Source organism: Mycolicibacterium vulneris (assembly GCF_002104765.1).
GTDB lineage: Bacteria > Actinomycetota > Actinomycetes > Mycobacteriales > Mycobacteriaceae > Mycobacterium > Mycobacterium vulneris.
This window is the reverse complement of sequence record NZ_NCXM01000008.1, coordinates 178,231-200,433: the sequence shown is the minus strand read 5'-3', so window position 1 is coordinate 200,433 and position 22,203 is coordinate 178,231. Positions and strand designations below refer to the sequence as shown.

Below are 22,203 nucleotides of genomic sequence, written 5' to 3'. Positions count from 1 at the left end.
ACATGAGGTTCCTATCGATTCTGGCCGGCGCCGTTGCCATAGTCGGGATGGCAATACCAGCGCACGCCGACTCCGATGACGGCGCGTTCCTCGCTGCCCTCAACAAGGCTGGTATTACCTATCAGAACCCCGACCGCGCGATCAAGGCGGCCCAAAAGGTGTGCGACTTGGTCAGCTCGGGCACCTCAGAGGCCGACATCATCAAGGATCTGCACGAGCTCAATCCGGCGTTCACGATGGGTAAAGCCGCCGAGTTCGTCCAGGCAGCCGCCGTTGTTTACTGCCCCGCCCGTCTATCGACCAGCGATGGCGGAACAAACCCCCAAAGCTAGCTGACGGCCGCTATATGGGCTCCGGCCCCGGGTGACAGCTTGTTCGCCCGCCGCCGGTTCACACCGCGCGCCGGGGCCGCGCCGCGTGGGTCGCGTCGTCGTAATCCCGATTTGTTTATTGTGTCGCACAGCAACCGCGGGTTGGTCCGCGCAACTACTCACTCTGCGACAAACAGCATTGTGAGGGGCCGTTACGGCTCCACAGGAAATTGTCAGTAGCTAATCAGTGCCAGAGCAGACTGGCCGCGTCTACCTGTATTGGTGAATGTTAGGGGAACGATATGACGATCAACGGTCAGTTCGGCGATTCGGGTCGCAACGTCCAGGTCATCTACCCGCGGGCCGACTCCCACGGACAGAAGGTTCAGTCCGTGCGCAGCGGCATGGCCCGCACCGACAGTGCAGTCGGACCGAGTGGGTTTAATTGTATTTCGTAGTAATGTCGAAATGCGCTTAGCGCACCGACGCGCGGCAGTGATGACGCCCGGCAGTGGTACTGCCGACATATTCGGCCGCTGCTTCGACAAGTCATGGTTTATGCGCATTACTGGCTCTGAACGATGTAGGAGGTTATCAGAATTCGCGCTAATGCCCGATGAAGAGAGCCTCTGAGCAGTTTATAGATCGGTGAAGAAACCGAATGCCGAACCGTAATCCGCTATGCCAACGGATTCACGGCTGCATCATTTAAGCGCTGGGAAAACTCTCTCAACCAGGTGATCTATGCCACCGCTAGACCACTGTTACGCGTCGTTCTCGCAGCGTCCACCGTGACGAGGGCACATATTTTATACAAGTGTTTACCTAGCGGGAATGCCATCTGAAATAAAAGATGGCCACTATCGCCAGCGTTGCTTGACTAGTGGTTCGCACACCATTTCGGTGCCGATTCGGAGCTAGGAACAGGATGGCTTTGTTGTCTGCAGTACATGGAAATTTCACATGTATCCGGTAGCGAATTTGATGAATTCCCTTAGAGCTGCGACTGCGTCGATGCCGGGGTCGCAAAAGCGTGCCTACCATGGCCGCCAGAAGAGGGACCGGAGGTTTTAGATGTTGGATTTCGGGGCTTATCCGCCGGAATACAACTCGGGGCGGATATACGTCGGAGCGGGATCGGGGCCACTGTTGGCCGCGGCGGCGGCGTGGGACGAATTGGCCGCGGAGCTGCAAAGCGCTGCGGCGTCATACAACTCGACGATCGAGACCCTTGCAACGGGCCCGTGGACGGGCCCCTCGTCCATCGCCATGGCGGCCGCGGCGGCTCCATATGTGGCGTGGATGCGCGCCACCGGCGCGCAAGCCGAGCAGGCGGGCGCCCAGGCCAAACTCGCGGCCGGCGCCTACGAGGCCGCGTTCGCGGCGACGGTTCCACCTCCGGTGATCGCCACCAACCGCTCGCTGCTCGCGACCCTGATCGCCACCAATGTCCTCGGCCAGAACACCCCGGCGATCGCCGCCACCGAAGCCCACTACATGGAGGTGTGGGCGCAGGATGCCGCCGCGATGTACGCGTATACGGTGTCGTCGGCCAGCGCCGCTGCGCTGACCCCGTTCGCCGAGCCGCCTCAGACCACCAACGACTCGGCCGGTCCGACTCAAGCGGCCGCCGTCGCCCAGAGCACCGGGCAGTCGAGCGCGAACACCGTCAGCCACCTGTCCCAATTGAGCACCACGATGCAGCCGGCGGCACAGGCCGTCAGCACCGCCGGCTCGGCGGGCACCACGACGACGGAGCTGACCACTCCGAGTTTCATCACAAACTGGAACGAGTTCTGGTCGGTGATGACCGGGGTCTACTCGCCGCAGTCGTGGGCCACCATCCCCGGCGGTCCGTTCCTGTCCTTTGGCCAGGCGTACGCCTGGGGCCAGAACGGGCAGGGCGCGGCGGCCTATTTGGCTGGGCCGAAAGCCATCGCCGGGGCATTGGCTCCGCTGAATAGTGGCGCCAACGCCGTCAAGCCGATGCTCAGCTCCGCGGTCGGGGCCGGGCAGGCTTCGGGGTCGATGGGCAAGGCCGCTCTGGTGGGCGGCCTGTCGGTGCCGCAGGGCTGGACGGAGGCCGCCCCCGCGATCAGAACGCTCTCCCAGGTGTTCCCGACCAACATGGCGGCGGTGCCTGCCGCGATAGCCGGTGAGGAGGGCGTCTTCAACCAGATGGCCCTGTCCAGCCTGGCCGGACGCGCTGTCGCAGCCGCCGCAACCCGGCCGGTCGGCGGTGCCGCCTCGATGGCGGGTTCGCTGGGCGGCGTTGCCGCCGAAGCCGATCCGGCCGCGGCCACCATCATCGTGATCCCGTGCATCGAGGAGTGACCGCGATGACCAAATCGCATGGCAGTCAAGCTCTGTCGACCCGGACAGCCAGGTAAGGGGTACGCGAGATGTTTTACGGAGCTTTTCCGCCGGAATTCAACTCGGGCCGGATGTACAGCGGCCCAGGAGCCGGATCGTTGGTGGCCGCGGCGACGTCCTGGCAGAACCTGGCCACCGAATTACAGTCCACCGCAACGTCGTACTCGTCGGTGCTCTCGAGCCTCACGGCCGGGCCCTGGGTGGGTCCTTCGTCGATTGCCATGGCGAGCGCGGCCGCCCCGTATGTGGCCTGGATGCAGCAAACCGCCGCGCAGGCCGCACAATCCGCGACCCAGGCCACCGAGGCGGCCGCCGCCTACGAGACGGCATTCGCCGCGCATGTGCCGCCCGCGGTCATCGCGGAGAACCGGGCCCTGCTCGCGCAGCTGGTGGCCACCAACCTGTTCGGACAGAACGCGTCGGCGATCGCCGCGAATGAGGCTGAATACAGCGAGTTTTGGGCCCAGGACGCCACCGCGATGGACACGTACTTCGCCTCGTCGGCGACCGCATCCAACAATCTGACGGAATTCAGCCCTGCGCCCAAGACCACCAATGAAGCCGCCGAACCGATGCAAGCAGCCGCGGTGAGTTCGGCGTCGAGCACCTTGCCCTACAGCGGGCCCTTCTCCGTCCCGGCGAACTTGGCCTACATCTACCAAACATTCATGACGAATCTGTTCAACACCGTCCCTGGCGGGGCCAGCTTCTACACCAGCATGTACAACGCCGTGAAGGTGCCGCTGGGACTGACCACGCAGTTCAACGACATGGGGTTGTTGATCAACTTCCCGTTGTCGCAGTGGCTCAAGTTCGCGCCACCCGTCGCTTATGGGGCGTTGCCGAAAGACGCACTGGGTGCCGGGTTGGGGGCGTTGGGTTTTGGACGCGGCACCTTGTACAGCGCGATCAGCCCGATCGCCGGCATGGGAAACGCCGGCACGCTGGTCGGCAAGCTGTCGATCCCGCCGAGCTGGGCCACCGCCACCCCATCCATCAGGACCGTCGCCGCCGCCCTCTCGGACGCCGGAACCGAGGTCGTGTCGGCGGCAGCGCTGGGCGCGGGGAGTCTGTTCAGTTCGATGGGACTGGCCGGGATGCTGGGCAGCGCGCTGGGCTCCGGTGGACCCACCGTGATGCGTGCCGGCATGCGTAGCCGGATGACTCCGATCAAGGACCTCAAGGACAAACAGTCACCGGAACAGCTGAAACGTCTTGTCGCGCAGATCTCGGAGAAGCCCGAAGCCGTGCAGCACCACAACGTCGACCAAGAGAACCTTGACACGCTCCTCGAGCAACTGGCCAAGAAACCCGGCATCCACGCGGTGCATCTGAAGAAGGGCGACAAGTCAAAAGTATTGCCCGCAGATGCCCAGTTCGGTTGACAGACAAGGCGAATCGGTGTGAGTTCGCAACGGAAGGGTAATCAGTGATGAAACGACTACTGGCGCTACTCGGTGTTTCCGCGATGATCGGCCTCGCCGCACCGGCCTACGCCGATCCGGCGCGTGACCCCGACGGCGACGACGGAGGCTTCATCGCGGCGCTCCAGCAATCGGGCTTCAGCTTTGCCAACGCTGGTTCGGCCGTCGCTGCCGGCAGAGCGGTGTGCTCGTGTTTGAACAACGGCGAGTCGGGCCTGGAGCTGGTCCACGACGTGAAAAGCCATAACCCGGGCATGGACATGGAGATGGCATCGAACTTCGCCCTGATTTCCGCGAAGTTCTACTGCCCCCACCAACTTTCCAAGGCATAGCGTGGCGTGGGCGCCGGGTCGGTAGCGGCTGATCGGCCCCTTGCGTTCGAATGCCTTGGCGTTCAAGATGTCTGCGGCGAAACCTGCATGCTGCGAATCTCACGGCGACATGCGACAATCACGAGTCATGAGACTGCTGCTGGTGATGGGGGTCGGCGTCTCGGCCGCCATCGCTTTTGCCCCGCTGGCGCAGGGCGATCCGGTAACACCCAACGGCGACGAGGCCGGTTTCCTTGCCTCGCTGCGTAGCGCGGGCATCACCTATACGACCCCGGAGGCGGCGATCAAGTTCGCCAAATCGGTGTGTGTGTCCATGGACAACGGCGAGGTCGGCCCTCAGATGCTCGACGAATTGAAGAGCGAAAACCCTGGACTCACCAACGATCATGCAACCTCGTTCTTGGCGATCGCGGCGAAATACTATTGCCCGCAGCAACTTAACAAGGGGTAGCTCCCGACCCGGCAGTAGTCGGCCCGCAGCATCACCCGGCACATGGGTCAGGTGGCTGCGGCGCAACCGATTGGCTGCCCGCAGGTTTCGTCGGGGTGGGCGCCGAGCGCCCGGTTTGACTCGGGTCCACCTGTTGTTCACCTCAGCCTGATTAGGTGCGCCAACCGGCACCGAACCACGGCCGTATCCCGGTAGTGCCGGGGGATACTCGAGTGTGAGACCCAGAAGGAACCAGGGGGAAGGAGTGTGTCGGTGGAGACGCTGAGCGCTCTCGATTTCGTGCTCCGGCTGGGCGTCGGCGTGGGCTGCGGCGCCCTCATCGGCCTGGAACGGCAATGGCGGGCGCGGCGCGCAGGCCTACGCACCAACGCACTGGTGGCCGGCGGCGCGACACTGTTCGTGCTCTACGCCGCGGCCACCTCCGACACCAGCCCCACCCGGGTCGCTTCCTATGTCGTGTCCGGCATCGGGTTCCTCGGCGGTGGCGTGATCTTGCGGGAGGGCGTCAACGTCCGGGGCCTCAACACCGCCGCCACCCTGTGGTGCTCGGCCGCGATCGGCGTGCTGGCCGCTTCAGGGCACCTGGTGTTCGCGCTGATCGGCACCGGCACCGTCATCGGCATCCACTTGCTGGGGCGCCCGCTGGGCCGGCTGATCGACCGCGACAACAGTGCCGAAGAGGACGAGAGCCTGGTGCCCTACCTCGTGCAGGTGGTGTGCCGCCCGAAGCACGAGAAGTACGCGCGGGCCCAGGTAGTTCAGCACGCCGGCAGCAACGACATCACGCTTCGCGGAATCCATACCGGTAACCCGGACGGCGACGAGGTCACCCTGACCGCCCACCTGCTGATGAACGGCGACGCCCCGGCCCGCCTGGAGCGGCTGGTGGCCGAACTGTCGCTGCTGCCCGGCGTCCGCGCGGTGCAGTGGTATGCCGGAGACGAAGCGCAGTCGGACGATCGTCGCTGAGGGCGGACCGACACCGCCGCGCTCGTCGTAGTCTTACCTGTGTGAGCGCCCTGTCAGGCTTCTTGTCCGCCCTGCCTCCGCAGATGCGGGATCCGGTGCTGGTCGCCATCCCGTTCTTCCTGCTGTTGTTGACCCTCGAATGGACCGCGGCCCGGAAGCTCGAACAACTCACGGTCGCGGCCGCCGACACGGCGCGGCCGGCGTCGGGCGCGCACCTGACCCGCGATTCGGTGGCGAGCATCTCGATGGGGCTGATTTCGGTGGCCACCACGGCCGGCTGGAAGACCCTGGCGCTGCTCGGCTACGCCGCGATCTATGCCTACGTGGCGCCCTGGCACCTGTCGCCGACGCATTGGTACACCTGGGTCGTCGCGATTCTCGGAGTGGACCTGCTGTATTACGCCTATCACCGGATCGCGCACCGGGTGCGATTGATCTGGGCGACCCACCAGGCCCATCACTCCAGCGAGTACTACAACTTCGCCACGGCGCTGCGCCAGAAGTGGAACAACAGCGGCGAGATCTTGATGTGGATCCCGTTGCCGCTGTTGGGAATTCCACCGTGGATGGTGTTCTTCAGCTTCTCCGTGAACCTGATCTACCAGTTCTGGATCCACACCGAGCGGATCGACAAGCTGCCGCGGCCGTTCGAGTTCCTGTTCAACACGCCGTCGCATCACCGGGTGCACCACGGGATGGACAAGGTCTACCTCGACAAGAACTATGGCGGCATCTTCATCGTCTGGGACCGGCTCTTCGGAACCTTCCAGGCCGAGCTGTTCCGGCCGCATTACGGCCTCACGAAGCGCGTGGACACGTTCAACATCTGGAGGTTGCAGACCCGCGAATACGTCGCGATCGCCCGCGACTGGCGATCGGCGACGCGCCTGCGCGATCGGCTGGGTTACGTGTTCGGCCCGCCCGGCTGGTTGCCGCGAGCGGCCCGTCACGCCGAGGCCGGCACCCCGGCCGTGACCTCCCTGTAACATCTGCGCAGGCCGGCGCGAAAAGCTGAGCGTGGAGGAACGGTTACGCCGTAACCTCGCCCTCCCGTCGGTATCGGCCCGATGAATCGGAGTTCATGGTGCATCGTCTGGCAACGCGCACGTTCGCCGCGTCGGCTACGGTCGTGGCCCTGGCCTACTTTGTGCCGGCCGCGCCGGCTAAAGCCGACGTCGTGGTGTATCCGGGCATGGAAATACGTCAGGACAACCGTGTCTGCACGCTGGGGTACGTCGATCCCGGCCTGAAAATCGCGTTCACCGCGGGACACTGCCGGGGTGGGGGCAGCGGTGTGGTGACGGATCGCGGCGGTGCCGTCATCGGCCGGATGGCAGCGTTCCGGGACAACACCCCCAGCGGAACCACGGTGTCCACGAGCCAGGTGATCAACGACTACGAAGCGATCGTGCTGGACAACAGCGTCATGGCGAACAACATCCTGCCGGGCGGCCGGCCGCTGGTCTCCGATCCCGGCCTGACGCTTGCGCCCGGGCAGCCGGTCTGCCATTTCGGCGTGATCACCGGGGAAACCTGCGGGACGGTGGAGAGCGTGAACAACGGTTGGTTCACCATGTCGCACGGCGTGCAGAGCCACAACGGCGATTCGGGCGGACCGGTGTATCTGGCGCCCAGTGGCGGCCCCGGACAGATCGTCGGGATCTTCAACAGCGTGTGGGGCGACTTTCCGGCGGCGGTGTCGTGGGGCGCCACGTCCGAGGAGGTCCGCGAGGACCTCGGAGTACGCGACAACGCGCACTAGGGCCGGTCAGCCCACCGGGGTCAGCGCGAACACCGGAATCGAGGGTGCGGCGGCGCGGAACTGCTCGTCGGTGCTGTCCGGGGTCAACCCGGCGACATAGCCCTTGACCTGCCAATACCATCTGGTCAGGTAGCGCTGCAGCAGGTCGGGCTTGGCCGCGTCGTCGACCTCGTCGGGCCGTACGCGTCGCCGGTGCCAGCGGGGACCCACCTCGACGACGGACGCCGCCCGGACATTGCGCGCCCACTGGGTATTGCCGCGCGGCGAGACCAGGTAGTCCACGCCGTCGACGGTCAGCAGGTTGATCACCACCGCGCGTTGCTTCCCGGTTTTGCGGCCGCGCACGCGCAGCGCCCGGGTCCCGGCGATGCTGATTCCCGCCTCGGCGAGCCAGCGAATGACCCCGTTGGCGGCTCGGGCGACCCGGTTCGGTTCTTCATAACGGGTGGACATGGTGCGGCCTCTCAGCGAATCCTGGTCAAACTTCTGAGAGCGGTGCTCTCTGATTTGAACACGCTGCCACAACGCACCGCGGAAAGCAAGAGCGGTGTTCTCGGTTGTGCCAGACTGGCCGCGTGGGCAAACGCCAGGAATCGCGGGAGCAGATCGAGGCACGCATCATCGAGCTCGGTCACCGCCAGCTGGCGGAGCGTGGCGCGGCCGGTCTGTCGGTGCGGGCGATAGCCCGCGACCTGGGCATGGTGTCCTCGGCGGTGTACCGCTACGTGTCCAGCCGCGACGAACTGCTGACCCTGCTGCTGGTCGACGCCTACTCCGACCTGGCTGACGCCGTGGATCGCGCCCGCGACATGGTCGGCGACCTGTGGAGCGACGACGTCGTCGCCATCGCGCGGGCGACCCGGGGCTGGGCCGTCGCACACCCGGCGTGCTGGGCCCTGCTGTACGGCAGTCCCGTGCCCGGATATCACGCGCCGCCCGAGCGCACGGTCGCGGTGGGGACCCGGGTGGTAGCGGCGTTGTTCGACGCGGTCGCGGCCGGAATCGCCACCGGCGATATTCGGCTCACGAATGATCTTGCCCCGCAACCGATGTCATCCGACTTCGAGCGAATTCGTCACGAGTTCGGGTTCCCCGGTGATGACCAGGTGCTCGCCAAGTGCTTTTTGCTGTGGGCCGGGGTGCTGGGTGCGATCAGCCTCGAGGTGTTCGGGCAGTACGGCGCCGATACGCTGACCGACCCGGAGACCGTCTTCGATGCCCAGGTGCGGCTGCTGGTAGATGTCCTGACCCGGCATTGATAGCTCGCGGCGGCTGCGGGCGTGACGAATTAGAACGTGTTCACCCGGCTGTTCGCCGGCCGGAAGGGCTCGTCATGGCAAAGTATTCGGGCCCTTTCTGGCGGCCCCGCGACTGGACTATTCTGCGAGGCGATGACGCTTCCCGTTCAATCGCCGACGCAGATCGCCTGGGTCACCGCCGACCTTGATGCCACCGAAACGGCCCTCACCGGCCTGTTAGATGTGCGGAAGTGGGTGCGCATACCCGATGTGCACTTTGCTCCGGACGCGTGCAGCTACCATGGCCGGCCCGCCGACTTCTTTGCCAGCATCTCGTTGAGCTACCTCGGCGACATGCAGTTGGAACTGATCCAACCGGTCCGCGGCGAGAACATCTATAGTGACTTTCTGTCCGACTGCGGGCCGGGTTTGCACCACATCTGCATGGAGGTCGAAAGTCCCGAGCTACTGGAGGCAGCGGTGACCGAGGCCGCCGAGCGGGGCGCCGCGGTCGCGCAGCGAGGCGTGATGCCCGGCGGCATCCAATTCGCTTACCTATCAGCGCCGGAGGCGGGCGTGCCGTATGTGGAGCTTGCGTACGTTTCGCCCGAGATGAGGGCGTTTTACGACTACATCAAACAGGAGCAGCGGTGAGCCGCGTCGGCGACGACGCGGAATGCAGCGATGAGGAGGAGTGGCGCCAATGAGCACCGAGATACCGGCAACAATCAGTGCGGACGGCGTGACCACGTGGTCGTACGACGTCGACGTCGTGGTGATCGGGTTCGGCATCGCCGGCGGCTGCGCCGCCGTGAGCGCGGCCTCGGCCGGCGCCCGGGTGCTGGTACTCGAACGTGCGGCCGCGGCGGGCGGCACGACTTCGCTTGCCGGGGGCCACTTTTACCTCGGTGGCGGGACCGCGGTGCAGCAGGCAACCGGTCAAGACGATTCAGTCGAGGAGATGTACAAGTATCTGGTCGAGGTGTCGCGTGAACCCGAACTCGACAAGATCCGCGCCTATTGCGAGGGCAGCGTCGAGCATTTCAATTGGCTGGAAGACCTGGGTTTCCAGTTCGAGCGCAGCTATTACCCGGGCAAAGTCGTCGTCCCACCGGGTACCGAGGGACTGAGCTACACCGGCAATGAGAAGGTGTGGCCCTTCTGCGAGAAGGCCAGGCCGGCACCGCGCGGGCATTCGGTGCCGGTGCCCGGCGAATTGGGCGGCGCCAGCATGGTCGTCGACCTGCTGCTCAAGCGCGCCGACGCCTTGGGCGTGCAGATCCGCTACGAGACCGGGGTCACCAATTTGGTCACCGGCGACGACGGTGCCGTGGTCGGCGTCGCGTGGAAGCATTTCACCGAAACCGGTGCCATCAAGGCCAAGTCTGTCATCATCGCGGCCGGCGGATTCGCGATGAACCCGGAGATGGTCGCCGAGCACACACCCGCGCTGGGTCAGGAGCGGCGCACCAAACATCACGGCATGGTGGCGCCATACATCCTGGGCAATCCCAACGACGACGGGCTGGGCATCCGGATGGGTGTGTCTGCGGGCGGCGCGACCAAGAACATGGACGAGCTGTTCATCACCGCCGCGGCCTATCCGCCCGAGGTTTTGCTGACCGGTGTGATCGTCAATAAGGACGGCCAGCGGTTCGTCACCGAGGACTCTTATCACTCGCGCACTTCGGCTTTCGTGCTGGAGCAGCCCGAGCAGACGGCTTACCTGATCGTCGACGAGGCGCACACAGAGATGCCGGCCATGCCGCTGATCCGGTTCCTCGACGGGTACGAGACGATCGCGGAAATGGAAGTGGCACTTGGCATTCCGGAGGGCAACCTGGCAGCCACGCTGGACCGCTACAACAAGCACGCCGCCGCGGGCGAGGATCCCGATTTCCACAAGCAGCCCGAATTCCTTGCGCCCCAGGACAGTGGCCCCTGGGCGGTGTTCGACCTGTCACTGGGACGGGCGATGTACTCGGGATTCACCATCGGCGGCCTGGCGGTGACGGTCGACGGCGAGGTGCAGCGGGCCGACGGCAGCGTGGTGCCCGGTTTGTACGCCGCGGGCGCCTGCGCGTCCAACCTCGCCCAGGACGGCAAGGGCTACGCCAGCGGGACGCAGCTGGGCGAGGGGTCGTTCTTCGGGCGCCGCGCCGGAGCGCACGCGGCCCGGCGGGCCGGGGGAGCGTAGGCGCGCCACCGCACAGCGCCGGAGCGCACGCGGCCCGGCGGGCCGGGGGAGCGTAGGCGCGCCACCACACAGCGCCGGAGCGCACGCGGCCCGGCGGGCCGGGGGCCTGAGCGCTAGACCTGCGCGGGTTCCTTCTCGACCGGGCCCAGTTGCCAGGGGCCGCCGCCGAGCAGGTGCAGCTGCTGCTCGTGGTGCTGCTCGACGGTGGGCCGGTGGCTCACGCTGACCATGACGCACTCCGGCAGCTCGGACCGAACCAACTGATACAGCGCGAATTCCAGGCCTTCGTCCAGCGCGGAGGTGGCCTCGTCGAGGAAGACGGCCTTCGGCTTGGTGAGCAGGATGCGCGCAAAGGCCACCCGCTGCTGCTCGCCGGGGGAAAGCACCTTGGCCCAGTCCTGGTCTTCGTCCAGCCGGTTGGTCAGTGGCGCCAGCGCCACTTTGGTGAGCACGTCGCGCAGTTGGCTATCGGAAATGTTGTCCGGCGAATTCGGGTAGCACACCACGGTGCGCAGGGTGCCGAGCGGCACATACGGCAGCTGTGACAAGAACATCGTCGCGTTGTCGCCGTCCGGGCGGCACAGGGTTCCCGAGGCGTACGGCCACAGTTCGGCCAGGCTGCGCAGCAGCGTCGTCTTGCCGGCCCCGGAGCGGCCGGTGATCACCAGGGTGTCGCCCTGGTCGAGCTGGATGTCCAGCGAGTCGACCAGCTGGTCGCCCTGCGGCGTGCGCACTTCCAGACCGCGAAGCTCAACGGCAGCTTCCTCGCTGGGCTTGACGAGAATCGTTGGCAGCGCGCGGCCACGGCTGTTGGCATCAACCAGCCCGTGCAACCGGATGATCGCGGCGCGGAAGCCCGCGAAGTTGTCGTAGTTGTTGCGGAAGAACGACAGCGAGTCCTGGATATTGCCGAAGGCGGTCGCGCTCTGGCCGACGTCGCCGAAGTCGATCTTGCCGGCGAACAGTCGCGGCGCCTGAAGCACCCACGGCAGCGGCACAATTGCCTGCGACACCGAGAAGTTCCATCCGCCCCAGATGATGGTTCGGCGTACGAACTTGCGGTAGTTGTCGATGATCGGCGTGAACCGCCGCCACAGCTGCGCACGTTCGACCCGTTCGCCGCGGTAGAAGCCGACCGCCTCGGCGGCGTCGCGCAAGCGCACCAGGGCATATCGGAAGGCGGCGTTGAGTTTCTCGTTGTTGAAGCTCAGCTGAATCAGAGGCCGCCCCAACCAAATTGCCACCACCGTGGCGACCAGGACGTAGACCAAAACGGTCCAGAACATCGCGCGCGGAATGTCAACGCCAAAAACGGTCAGATTCCCGGACAGGTCCCACAGGATCGCGGCGAACGAGATCACCGAGGCCACCGCATTGACGGCCCCGAACAGCAAGGTGGATCCAGTACCGTTGGCTGGGGTGTTAGGGGTGGCGCCGGCATTGGCGGTGAAGATGTCGACATCCTGCTGGATGCGCTGATCGGGGTTGTCGATCGTCTGGTCGATGAAGAGGTCCCGGTAATAGGCCCTGCCGTCGAGCCAGTCGTCGGTAAGGTGGCCGGTCAGCCACACGCGCCAGGCGATGATGAAGCGCTGGGTCAGGTAAATGTCCGTCATGATGCGGATGACATACAGCGTCGCCAGCACGCTGAAAATCACGATCGACATCCAAAAGCCGTGGATGCCCGATTCTTTGACCGCGTCATCGCCGGCCGCGATGCCCTGCACCGCCTTCTGTACCGCCGTATAGAGATCGTTGCCCTGATAGCTGAGCAGCACCATCAACCGCACCGAAAGCAGCACCGACAGGAGCAACACGCCCAGCATGAGCCACACGCGGATGCTGTGTGCCCCGACGAAATAACCGCGGGTGATACGCCAGAATTGGCGGCCCCAAGGAGTGAGATAGCGGAATGCAAGCAGCACCCCGAATAGGCAGATGGCGCTGACCACCCAGGCTATGGCGACCCACCGCAAGGAATCGATGGGTGCCGCCGACCAGTTGATCGATGGCTTGAACGGCTTCGGGCCCATCGTCGACGTCTCCTTAAGTTCGAGGTGGTCGGACTCTCCTCAACTTCAAATCCTCCGGCGAAGGTACCCGACGGATCTGATTAGGCTGCGGTCATGACTACCGACGCCATCCCCGCACAAACATTGCACGCCGGCCGACTTGTCGCGCGGCGCCTGCGGGCCAGCGGCGTCGACACCGTCTTCACGCTATCCGGCGGCCACCTGTTCTCCATCTACGACGGGTGCCGCGACGAGGGTATTCGGCTGATCGACACCCGTCATGAGCAGACGGCGACGTTCGCCGCCGAGGGGTGGTCGAAGGTGACCCGGTCGCCGGGTGTGGCCGCGCTGACGGCGGGGCCAGGCATCACCAACGGGATGAGCGCGATGGCGGCGGCGCAGCAGAACCAGTCGCCGCTGGTAGTGCTGGGCGGACGGGCGCCGGCGCAGCGCTGGGGGATGGGCTCGCTGCAGGAGATCGACCACGTGCCGTTCGTGGCGCCGCTGGCCCGCTTCGCCGCCACCGCACAGTCGGCGGACGACGCCGGCCGTCTCGTCGACGACGCCCTGCGGGCGGCGGTCGGTGCGCCGTCGGGCGTGGGGTTCGTCGACTTCCCGATGGACCACGCGTTCTCCATGTCCGACGATGACGGCCGACCCGGCGCCCTCGTCGACCTGCCGCCGGGCCCGGCACCCGACGGCCAAGCGCTGGGCCGCGCCGCCGCGCTGCTGTCCGCGGCGCAGCGGCCGGTGATCATGGCGGGCACCAACGTCTGGTGGGGGCGCGGGGAAGCGGCCCTACTGCGCCTTGCCGAGGAACTTCAGATCCCGGTGCTGATGAACGGGATGGCCCGCGGCGCCGTTCCCGCGGATCATCCGCTGGCATTCTCCCGGGTTCGCGGAAAAGCGTTGGGGGAGGCCGACGTTGCGCTGATCGTCGGTGTGCCGATGGATTTCCGGCTCGGCTTCGGCGCGGTGTTCGGGGCGCAGACGCAGCTCATCGTGGCGGACCGGGTCGAGCCCGAGCGCCGCCATCCGCGGCCGGTGCAGGCCGAGCTCTACGGCGACCTGTTGACGATCCTCGCCGCCTTGGCCCCCGCCACGAGAACCGACCACCGGGACTGGATCGGCGAACTCCGGACCGCCGAGACCGCATCGCGCGCCAAGGAGAGGGCGGAGCTGGCCGACGACCGCAGCCCGCTGCACCCCATGCGGGTGTACGCGGAGCTCGCACCCATGCTCGATCGCGACGCGATCATCGTCATCGACGCCGGTGATTTCGGGTCGTACGCGGGGCGGGTGATCGACAGCTATCAACCGGGGTGCTGGCTGGACAGCGGCCCCTTCGGCTGCCTGGGATCGGGCCCCGGCTACGCGCTGGCCGCCAAGCTGGCCCACCCGGACCGTCAGGTGGTGCTGCTGCAGGGCGACGGCGCGTTCGGCTTCAGCGGCATGGAATGGGACACCCTGGTCCGGCACGACGTGCCCGTCGTCTCCGTGATCGGCAACAACGGGATCTGGGGGCTCGAACACCACCCGATGAAGGCTCTCTACGGCTATTCGGTGGTAGCCGAGCTGCGTCCGGGGACGCGTTACGACGAAGTGGCGCGCGCTCTGGGCGGCCACGGCGAGCTGGTCTCGGCGCCCGGCGAACTGCGGCCCGCGCTGGAACGCGCCTTCGCCAGCGGGCTGCCCGCCGTCGTCAATGTGCTCACCGATCCCGACGTCGCGTACCCACGCCGCTCGAACCTCGCCTGAGCGCGCGCGGCCTGCAGTGTCGCCGACTGGCTTGAGCCCGCGCGGAAAGTCACCGCGTACCGTTGACCTGTGCCTAAGACGACCCGCGCTCAACCCGGCCGGCTGACCAGCCGCTTTTGGAAGCTGCTCGGCGCCAGCACCGAAAAGGACCGAAGCCGGTCCCTCACCCAGGTCACCGACTCGTCGGAGTACAACGACGAGGCGTCCGGGCTGACCGACGAGCAGCTACGCAAGGCGGCCGGGCTGCTCAACCTCGAGGACCTGGCGGACTCCGAGGACATCCCGCAGTTCCTCGCCATCGCGCGCGAGGCGGGCGAGCGGGCCAGTGGGCTGCGGCCGTTCGATGTGCAGCTCCTGGGCGCGTTGCGCATGCTGGCCGGCGACGTCATCGAGATGGCCACCGGTGAGGGCAAGACGCTCGCGGGCGCGATCGCCGCGGCCGGGTACGCCCTGGCCGGGCGGCACGTGCACGTCGTGACCATCAACGACTACCTGGCCCGCCGCGACGCGGAATGGATGGGCCCCGTCATCGAGGCCATGGGTCTGACGGTCGGCTGGATCACCGCCGAGTCCACCAGCGAGGAACGCCGGGCCGCCTACGGCTGCGACGTCACCTACGCCTCGGTCAACGAGATCGGCTTCGACGTGCTGCGCGACCAGCTGGTGACCGACGTCGCCGACCTGGTGTCGCCCAACCCCGACGTGGCCCTGATCGACGAGGCCGACTCGGTGCTGGTCGACGAGGCGCTGGTGCCGCTGGTGCTGGCCGGAACCACGCACCGCGAAACGCCGCGGCTGGAGATCATCAAGCTGGCCGGCCAGCTGGAAGCCGGCACCGATTACGACACCGACGCCGACAGCCGCAACGTGCACCTGACCGAGGTCGGTGCCCGCAAGGTCGAAAAGGCGCTCGGCGGCATCGACCTCTACTCCGAGGAACACGTCGTCACCACGCTGACCGAGATCAACGTCGCGCTGCACGCGCATGTGCTGCTGCAGCGCGACGTGCACTACATCGTCCGCGACGACGCGGTGCACCTGATCAACGCCGCGCGCGGGCGCATCGCGCAGCTGCAGCGCTGGCCGGACGGCCTGCAAGCCGCGGTCGAGGCCAAGGAGGGCATCGAGACCACCGAAACGGGCGAGGTGCTGGACACCATCACGGTGCAGGCGCTGATCAACCGCTACGCGACGGTATGCGGCATGACCGGCACCGCGCTGGCCGCCGGCGAGCAGCTGCGCCAGTTCTACAAGCTCGGCGTCTCACCAATTCCGCCGAATGAGCCCAACATTCGCGAAGACGAGTCGGACCGGGTGTACATCACCGCCGCGGCCAAGAACGACGCGATCGTCGCGCACATCGCCGAGGTGAACGAGACCGGGCAGCCGGTGCTGGTCGGCACCCGCGACGTGGCCGAATCCGAGGAGCTGCACGAGCGGCTGCTGCGCCGCGGCGTGCCCGCGGTGGTGCTGAACGCGAAAAATGACGCCGAGGAAGCCCAGGTGATCGCCGAGGCAGGCAAGTTCGGCGTGGTCACCGTCTCCACACAGATGGCCGGGCGCGGCACCGACATCCGCCTCGGCGGGTCCGACGAAGCCGACCACGACCGGGTCGCCGAGCTGGGCGGGCTGCACGTTGTCGGAACCGGGCGGCACCACACCCAGCGCCTGGACAACCAGCTGCGCGGCCGCGCCGGCCGTCAGGGCGACCCGGGGTCGTCCGTCTTCTTCTCGAGTTGGGAGGACGACGTCGTCGCCGCCAACCTCGACCACAACAAGCTGCCGACCCAGACCGACGAGGACGGCAAGATCGTCAGCCCGAAGGCGGCGGGCCTGCTCGACCACGCCCAGCGCGTGGCCGAGGGCCGCATGCTGGACGTGCACGCGAACACCTGGCGCTACAACCAGTTGATCGCCCAGCAGCGGGCCATCATCGTCGATCGGCGTAATACGTTGCTGCGCAACGCAACCGCGCGCGAGGAACTCGCCGAGCTGGCGCCCAAGCGCTACGAGGAGCTGGCCGAGACCGAAGGAATCTCCGAAGAGCGCCTGGAGACGATCTGCCGGCAGATCATGCTGTATCACCTGGACCGCGGCTGGGCAGACCATCTGGCGTATCTGGCGGATATCCGCGAGAGCATCCACCTGCGGGCGCTGGGTCGGCAGAATCCGCTGGACGAGTTCCACCGGTTGGCGGTTGACGCGTTCGCGTCGCTGGCCGCGGACGCGATCGAGGCGGCCCAGCAGACGTTCGAAACCGCGAACGTGCTCGAAGAGGAGCCCGGGCTGGACCTGTCCAAGCTGGCGCGCCCGACGTCGACGTGGACGTACATGGTCAACGACAACCCGTTGTCGGACGACACGCTGTCCACCCTGAGCCTGCCCGGGGTCTTCCGCTGACCCCGAGTGCGCGGCCAGCCGCGCACTCGCCGTTGGGCTAATGTCACGGCTCATGGAGCCGGTGCTTCCACCCAACCGGGTGCTGACGGTGCCCAACGTGCTCAGCGCTGTGCGCCTGGCGCTGATCCCGGTGTTCGTCTACGCCCTGCTGGTCGTGCACGCCAATGGGTGGGCCGTTGCGATTCTGATGTTCAGCGGCGCCTCGGACTGGGCTGACGGCAAGATCGCCCGGCTACTGAATCAGTCCTCCCGGCTCGGTGTGCTGCTCGACCCCGCGGTCGACCGCCTCTACATGGTCGCGGTGCCCATCGTGCTGGCGTTCAGCGGAATCGTGCCGTGGTGGTTCGTCATCGTCCTGCTCGCGCGCGATGGACTGTTGGCGGCGACGCTGCCGCTGCTGTGGAGCCGCGGGCTGTCGGCGCTGCCGGTGACCTACATCGGCAAGGCCGCGACGTTCGCGCTGATGTCCGGTTTTCCGTTGGTGCTGCTGGGCACCTGGGACGCGCTGTGGAGCCGCGTGATCGGCGCCTGCGGGTGGGCCTTCCTGATCTGGGGCATGTATGCCTACCTGTGGGCGTTCGTGCAGTATGCGGTGCAGATGATTCTTGTGCTGCGACGCATGCCCAAGGTCGACCGCGCTTCTCGGCCGTCGGCCGCGGCGAAGGTGGCTGACCATGGCTGACGCCGACCGCCTGCTCGGTGGCTATGACCCCAATGCCGGTCACGGCGCGCATGTGGCGTCGCGGCCCAAACGCATCCCGGTGCCGTCGCTGTTGCGCGCGCTGTTGTCCGAGCACCTCGACCCCGGCTATGCCGCGGCGGCGGCCAAGCGCGGCGCCGCCGACGCGCCGCACAGCGGACGCCGGCGGGTGTTCGGTTGGCTCTGGCAGGCGCTGGCGGCGCTGCTGATCGCGACGGTCTTCGCCGCCGCGGTCGCCCAGGCTCGCTCGGTGGCGCCCGGGGTGCGGTCCGAGCAGGAGCTCCTGTTGGGCAATGTGCGGTCGACGGAGGGCTCCGCGAGCAAGCTGAGCCAGCGCCGCAGCGAGCTGGCGACGCGGGTCGACGACGTGCAGCGGCACGCACTGGCCGAAGACGCCGAGGGGCAGCGGCTGCTGAAACGCCTCGACGCGCTCAGCCTGGCGGCGGCCAGCACGGCGATCATCGGGCCCGGCCTGAAGGTGACCGTGACCGATCCCGGTGCCAGCCCGAACCTTTCCGACGTGTCCAAGCAGCGGGTCAGCGGCAGCCGGCAGATCATCCTGGACCGCGATTTGCAGCTGCTGGTCAACTCGTTGTGGGCGAGCGGTGCCGAGGCGATTTCCGTCGGCGGCGTGCGGATCGGGCCGAACGTCACCATCCGGCAGGCCGGCGGCGCGATCCTGGTCGACAACAACCCGACCGCCAGTCCGTACACGGTGCTGGCGATCGGGCCGCCGCGCGCGATGCGCGATGTCTTCGACAACAGCCCGGGCATGCAGCGACTGAGGCTGCTGCAGATCTCCTACGGCGTCGTGGTTACGGTGGACGTCGCCGACGGACTGACGCTCCCTGCCGGATCGACGCGGGATGTCAAGTTTGCCAAGCAGATTGGGCCACGGTGAGAAAAGTCCCGAACAGACACATTCCCCTGTGTGAGACGCGGACGGGAAACCAGGCATGATCGGTATCGCAGCACTGGCGATCGGCATCGTGCTCGGCCTGGTTTTTCACCCCGCGGTGCCCGAAGTCGTCCAGCCCTATCTGCCGATCGCGGTGGTCGCGGCGCTGGATGCGGTGTTCGGCGGGTTACGTGCATACCTGGAGCGGATTTTCGATCCGAAGGTCTTCGTCATCTCCTTCGTGTTCAACGTCTTCGTGGCCGCCCTGATCGTTTACGTCGGCGACCAGTTGGGCGTGGGTACGCAGTTGTCCACGGCCATCATCGTCGTGCTGGGCATCCGCATCTTCGGCAATGCCGCCGCCCTGCGCCGCAGGCTGTTCGGGGCGTGACGCGCGCCGGCGACGATGCAGAGCGAAGCGATGAGGAGGAGCGGCGCCATGACCCACGTGAGGTCAACGTGAGCCACGATCCGGAAGACCGCACCGCCGGCGGCCAAAGTGGTGACGAGCCAACCGGGCCCGGGCGCCCCGGGGCCGATGCGACGCCGGAACAGGGCGCACCGCGCGGCCGTCACGAACTGGCCGCGAAGAGCCCCCGCCCGGAAATCGGCCCGCTGCACCGCACCGGGCTGTCCGGCATGATGCGCGGCGGTCGGTCCCGGATGGCGTTCGGGACGCTGGCCGCCATGCTGTGCCTGCTGCTGGGCCTGGCGATCGTCACCCAGGTTCGCCAGACCGAATCGGGTGACGCGCTGGAGACGGCCCGCCCCGCAGACCTTTTGGTGCTGCTGGATTCGTTGCGACAGCGCGAAGGCACGCTCAACACCGAGGTGAACGAGCTACAGAACACGCTGAATTCGCTGCAGGCGTCCGGGAACAACGACCAGGCCGCCATCCAATCCGCGCAGTCCAGGCTGGCGGCGCTGTCCATTCTGGTCGGGGCGGTCGGCGCCACCGGCCCCGGCGTCACCATCACGATCGAGGACCCCGGACCCGGGGTGTCGCCCGAGGCGATGCTCGACGTGATCAACGAGTTGCGCGCCGCCGGCGCCGAGGCGATCGAAGTCAACGACGCACACCAATCGGTGCGGGTAGGTGTCGACACCTGGGTGGTGGGTATGCCTGGGTCGCTGACCATCGACTCCAAAACCCTGTCGCCGACGTATTCGATTCTGGCGGTTGGCGATCCACCCACCCTGGCCGCGGCCATGAACATTCCCGGCGGCGCGCAGGACGCCGTCAAGCGCGTGGGTGCGCGAATGTCCGTTCAGCAGGCGGACCGAGTGGACATCACCACCTTGCGGCAACCAAAACCGCACCAATACGCTCAGCCCGTCAAGTGAGCACCACCCGAACAGAACAGGATCACCCGTGAGCGATATCCCGCCCGATCTGCGCTACACCGCCGAACACGAATGGGTTCGCCGAAGTGGGGATGACACCGTGCGCGTGGGCATCACCGATTTTGCGCAGTCGGCGTTGGGTGATGTCGTTTTCGTTCAGCTGCCCGACGTGGGCACCGAACTGACCGCGGGCGAATCCTTCGGTGAGGTCGAATCGACGAAATCGGTATCGGACCTCTACGCCCCGGTGTCAGGCAAAGTGTCTGCGGTCAACAGCGATCTGGACGGCAGTCCGCAACTGGTGAACTCCGACCCGTACGGAGGCGGTTGGTTGCTGGATGTGCAGGTATCCGACGTCGGCGAATTGGAGTCGGCCATCTCTTCGCTGCTCGACGCGGAGGCCTACCGCGGAACGCTCACCGAATGACGATTGCTAATGTCCCTGCAGCCCCGCGCGGCCAGCGCGCGGTGCAGCCAGGGTGCGGGGAAATCGAGGTTTCGGATCGTCAGGTGGTGGGCGCATTGCAGGCCGGTGCGCGGTACCGTCGACACATCGACCTTTGAAGTCTCTCGAAGATCGCTGAAAGACACGTGAAAGACTCTTGAACGTACGAAACGGCAGTAAACGGCATATCGGGCAAACAAGCCTGGTGCACAAGCCGGCCGAGCGGCCCGGACAGACAACGCCACAGCAGCCAGTGAGGAGCAGCGCGTGACGGACATGGACAACGACCAGAATTCGGACGAAGTCACGGTAGAGACGACTTCTGTCTTCCGTGCCGACTTCCTCAACGAGCTGGACGCTCCCGCGCAGGCGGGAACCGAGAGCGCGGTATCCGGAGTCGAAGGGCTCCCCGCCGGCTCGGCGTTGCTGGTCGTCAAGCGTGGACCGAATGCGGGCTCGCGGTTTTTGCTGGACCAGCCCACCACGTCCGCCGGTCGGCACCCCGACAGCGACATCTTCCTCGACGACGTGACCGTCAGCCGCCGGCACGCCGAATTCAGGTTGGAAAACAACGAATTCAGCGTGGTCGACGTTGGTAGTCTCAACGGCACTTACGTCAATCGTGAGCCCGTGGACTCCGCGGTGCTTGCCAACGGTGACGAAGTGCAGATCGGCAAGTTCCGCTTGGTGTTTCTGACCGGACCCAAGCAGGGTGAGGATGGAGGATCTTCAGGCTAGTGAGCGCACCCGATAGCTCGGCACTGGCCGGGATGTCGATTGGGGCGGTCCTGGAACTGCTGAGGCCGGACTTCCCCGATGTCACCATCTCCAAGATCCGCTTCTTGGAGGCCGAAGGGCTGGTGACGCCGCAGCGGGCCGCGTCGGGGTATCGAAGGTTCACCGCCTATGACTGCGCGCGGTTGCGGTTCATCCTTACCGCGCAACGTGATCACTACCTGCCGCTGAAGGTCATCAGGGCACAGCTGGACGCCCAGCCCGACGGTGAGCTGCCGCCCGTCAAGGGTCCGTATTCCGTCCCGCGCCTGGTGTCCGTGGCCGGCACGGGGGAAGCCGCCGGGGCGGACGCGGGCTCCGACACGTCGGCGGTGGCTCCCACCCACGTGCGGCTGAGTCGCGAAGAACTGCTCAACCGCGCGAGCGTGGGGGACGACCTGCTGGTCTCGCTGCTCAAGGCCGGAGTGATCACCACCGGGCCCGCCGGTTTTTTCGACGAGCACGCCGTCGTCATCCTGCAGTGCGCGCGGGCGCTGTCCGATTACGGTGTCGAGCCGCGGCATCTGCGCGCCTTCCGTTCGGCCGCCGATCGCCAATCGGACCTGATCGCCCAAATCGCCGGGCCGGTAGTGAAAGCCGGCAAGGCCGGTGCGCGCGATCGCGCAGACGATTTGGCGCGCGAAGTCGCGGCGCTGGCGATCACGTTGCACACGTCGTTGATCAAATCCGCCGTTCGCGACGTTCTGGATCGCTGAGGACTAGACTTCGGTCGACAGCTTGGTTTTCGGCAGCAGGGCGGATTTTTTTGACCTCGCCGTCCACTGGCGGGTACCAATCCAGACCGGCGCCACTAA

The 22,203-nt window shown here is 66.4% G+C and carries 22 protein-coding genes; 20 read left to right on the top strand and 2 right to left on the bottom strand.

Annotation, left to right across the window (positions count from 1 at the left end):
• The first annotated feature begins 2 nt into the window (after window positions 1-2).
• From B8W69_RS10250 to B8W69_RS10215, 8 genes are all read left to right on the top strand, one after another.
• On the top strand, window positions 3-332 hold the full coding sequence (locus B8W69_RS10250; protein ID WP_085289709.1) for a DUF732 domain-containing protein: 330 nt from the start codon (window positions 3-5) through the stop codon (window positions 330-332).
• Window positions 333-1,385: 1,053 nt separating this feature from the next.
• The gene (locus tag B8W69_RS10245) at window positions 1,386-2,645 is read left to right on the top strand and encodes a PPE family protein (RefSeq protein ID WP_085289708.1); all 1,260 of its coding nucleotides are present in this window, start codon (window positions 1,386-1,388) and stop codon (window positions 2,643-2,645) included.
• Between the two features lie 68 nt (window positions 2,646-2,713).
• The gene (locus tag B8W69_RS10240) at window positions 2,714-4,069 is read left to right on the top strand and encodes a PPE family protein (RefSeq protein WP_085289707.1); all 1,356 of its coding nucleotides are present in this window, start codon (window positions 2,714-2,716) and stop codon (window positions 4,067-4,069) included.
• A gap of 44 nt (window positions 4,070-4,113) precedes the next feature.
• The gene (locus B8W69_RS10235; protein WP_085289706.1) at window positions 4,114-4,440 is read left to right on the top strand and encodes a DUF732 domain-containing protein; all 327 of its coding nucleotides are present in this window, start codon (window positions 4,114-4,116) and stop codon (window positions 4,438-4,440) included.
• Between the two features lie 127 nt (window positions 4,441-4,567).
• Entirely contained in the window at window positions 4,568-4,891 is a 324-nt protein-coding gene (locus tag B8W69_RS10230) for a DUF732 domain-containing protein (RefSeq protein ID WP_085289705.1), read from the top strand.
• Window positions 4,892-5,143: 252 nt separating this feature from the next.
• Entirely contained in the window at window positions 5,144-5,860 is a 717-nt protein-coding gene (locus B8W69_RS10225; RefSeq protein WP_085289733.1) for an MgtC/SapB family protein, read from the top strand.
• Window positions 5,861-5,901: 41 nt separating this feature from the next.
• Entirely contained in the window at window positions 5,902-6,846 is a 945-nt protein-coding gene (locus tag B8W69_RS10220) for a sterol desaturase family protein (protein ID WP_085289704.1), read from the top strand.
• Between the two features lie 95 nt (window positions 6,847-6,941).
• Window positions 6,942-7,622 (top strand): Rv1815 family serine proteinase, encoded by a 681-nt coding sequence (locus B8W69_RS10215; protein ID WP_085289703.1) that lies wholly within the window; start codon window positions 6,942-6,944, stop codon window positions 7,620-7,622.
• A gap of 6 nt (window positions 7,623-7,628) precedes the next feature.
• On the opposite strand, the gene B8W69_RS10210 is transcribed toward B8W69_RS10215, so the two are convergent.
• Window positions 7,629-8,075: a nitroreductase/quinone reductase family protein gene (locus B8W69_RS10210; RefSeq protein ID WP_085289702.1), complete on the bottom strand. Its 447-nt coding sequence runs from the start codon at window positions 8,073-8,075 to the stop codon at window positions 7,629-7,631.
• 122 nt (window positions 8,076-8,197) lie between these two features.
• Here B8W69_RS10210 and B8W69_RS10205 point away from each other — a divergent pair, with 122 nt between their 5' ends.
• From B8W69_RS10205 to B8W69_RS10195, 3 genes are all read left to right on the top strand, one after another.
• On the top strand, window positions 8,198-8,881 hold the full coding sequence (locus B8W69_RS10205; protein WP_220084550.1) for a TetR/AcrR family transcriptional regulator: 684 nt from the start codon (window positions 8,198-8,200) through the stop codon (window positions 8,879-8,881).
• Window positions 8,882-9,013: 132 nt separating this feature from the next.
• A complete protein-coding gene (locus tag B8W69_RS10200; RefSeq protein ID WP_085289700.1) occupies window positions 9,014-9,514 on the top strand; it encodes a VOC family protein in 501 nt (166 codons plus the stop codon).
• Between the two features lie 49 nt (window positions 9,515-9,563).
• Window positions 9,564-11,057, top strand: coding sequence for an FAD-binding protein (locus B8W69_RS10195; RefSeq protein WP_085289699.1), 1,494 nt, complete (start codon window positions 9,564-9,566; stop codon window positions 11,055-11,057).
• Between the two features lie 113 nt (window positions 11,058-11,170).
• On the opposite strand, the gene bacA is transcribed toward B8W69_RS10195, so the two are convergent.
• Window positions 11,171-13,090, bottom strand: a complete 1,920-nt coding sequence (gene bacA / locus B8W69_RS10190; RefSeq protein ID WP_085289698.1) for a vitamin B12 ABC transporter pemease/ATP-binding protein BacA — start codon at window positions 13,088-13,090, stop codon at window positions 11,171-11,173.
• Window positions 13,091-13,183: 93 nt separating this feature from the next.
• Between bacA and B8W69_RS10185 the strand changes: the two genes are divergently transcribed.
• The 9 genes from B8W69_RS10185 to ftsR all read left to right on the top strand — a co-directional run bounded on the left by B8W69_RS10185 (window position 13,184) and on the right by ftsR (window position 22,104).
• The gene (locus B8W69_RS10185) at window positions 13,184-14,827 is read left to right on the top strand and encodes an acetolactate synthase (protein WP_085289697.1); all 1,644 of its coding nucleotides are present in this window, start codon (window positions 13,184-13,186) and stop codon (window positions 14,825-14,827) included.
• Window positions 14,828-14,896: 69 nt separating this feature from the next.
• Window positions 14,897-17,227 carry an accessory Sec system translocase SecA2 gene (gene secA2, locus B8W69_RS10180; RefSeq protein WP_085289696.1) on the top strand — a complete coding sequence of 777 codons (2,331 nt, stop codon included), beginning with the start codon at window positions 14,897-14,899 and terminating at the stop codon, window positions 17,225-17,227.
• Window positions 17,228-17,279: 52 nt separating this feature from the next.
• Window positions 17,280-17,909, top strand: coding sequence for a CDP-alcohol phosphatidyltransferase family protein (locus B8W69_RS10175; protein ID WP_085289695.1), 630 nt, complete (start codon window positions 17,280-17,282; stop codon window positions 17,907-17,909).
• Window positions 17,902-18,828, top strand: coding sequence for a DUF881 domain-containing protein (locus B8W69_RS10170; protein ID WP_085289694.1), 927 nt, complete (start codon window positions 17,902-17,904; stop codon window positions 18,826-18,828). Before B8W69_RS10175 ends, B8W69_RS10170 begins: the two co-directional genes overlap by 8 nt.
• 55 nt (window positions 18,829-18,883) lie before the next feature.
• The gene (locus B8W69_RS10165; RefSeq protein ID WP_007170008.1) at window positions 18,884-19,216 is read left to right on the top strand and encodes a small basic family protein; all 333 of its coding nucleotides are present in this window, start codon (window positions 18,884-18,886) and stop codon (window positions 19,214-19,216) included.
• 188 nt (window positions 19,217-19,404) lie between these two features.
• The gene (locus tag B8W69_RS10160) at window positions 19,405-20,169 is read left to right on the top strand and encodes a DUF881 domain-containing protein (RefSeq protein WP_085289732.1); all 765 of its coding nucleotides are present in this window, start codon (window positions 19,405-19,407) and stop codon (window positions 20,167-20,169) included.
• Window positions 20,170-20,197: 28 nt separating this feature from the next.
• Window positions 20,198-20,596, top strand: coding sequence for a glycine cleavage system protein GcvH (gene gcvH, locus B8W69_RS10155; protein ID WP_064881083.1), 399 nt, complete (start codon window positions 20,198-20,200; stop codon window positions 20,594-20,596).
• Window positions 20,597-20,890: 294 nt separating this feature from the next.
• Entirely contained in the window at window positions 20,891-21,352 is a 462-nt protein-coding gene (garA, locus tag B8W69_RS10150; RefSeq protein WP_007771376.1) for a glycogen accumulation regulator GarA, read from the top strand.
• A complete protein-coding gene (gene ftsR / locus B8W69_RS10145) occupies window positions 21,352-22,104 on the top strand; it encodes a transcriptional regulator FtsR (protein WP_085289693.1) in 753 nt (250 codons plus the stop codon). The genes garA and ftsR overlap by 1 nt, the downstream gene beginning before the upstream one ends.
• Window positions 22,105-22,203 lie beyond the last annotated feature (99 nt).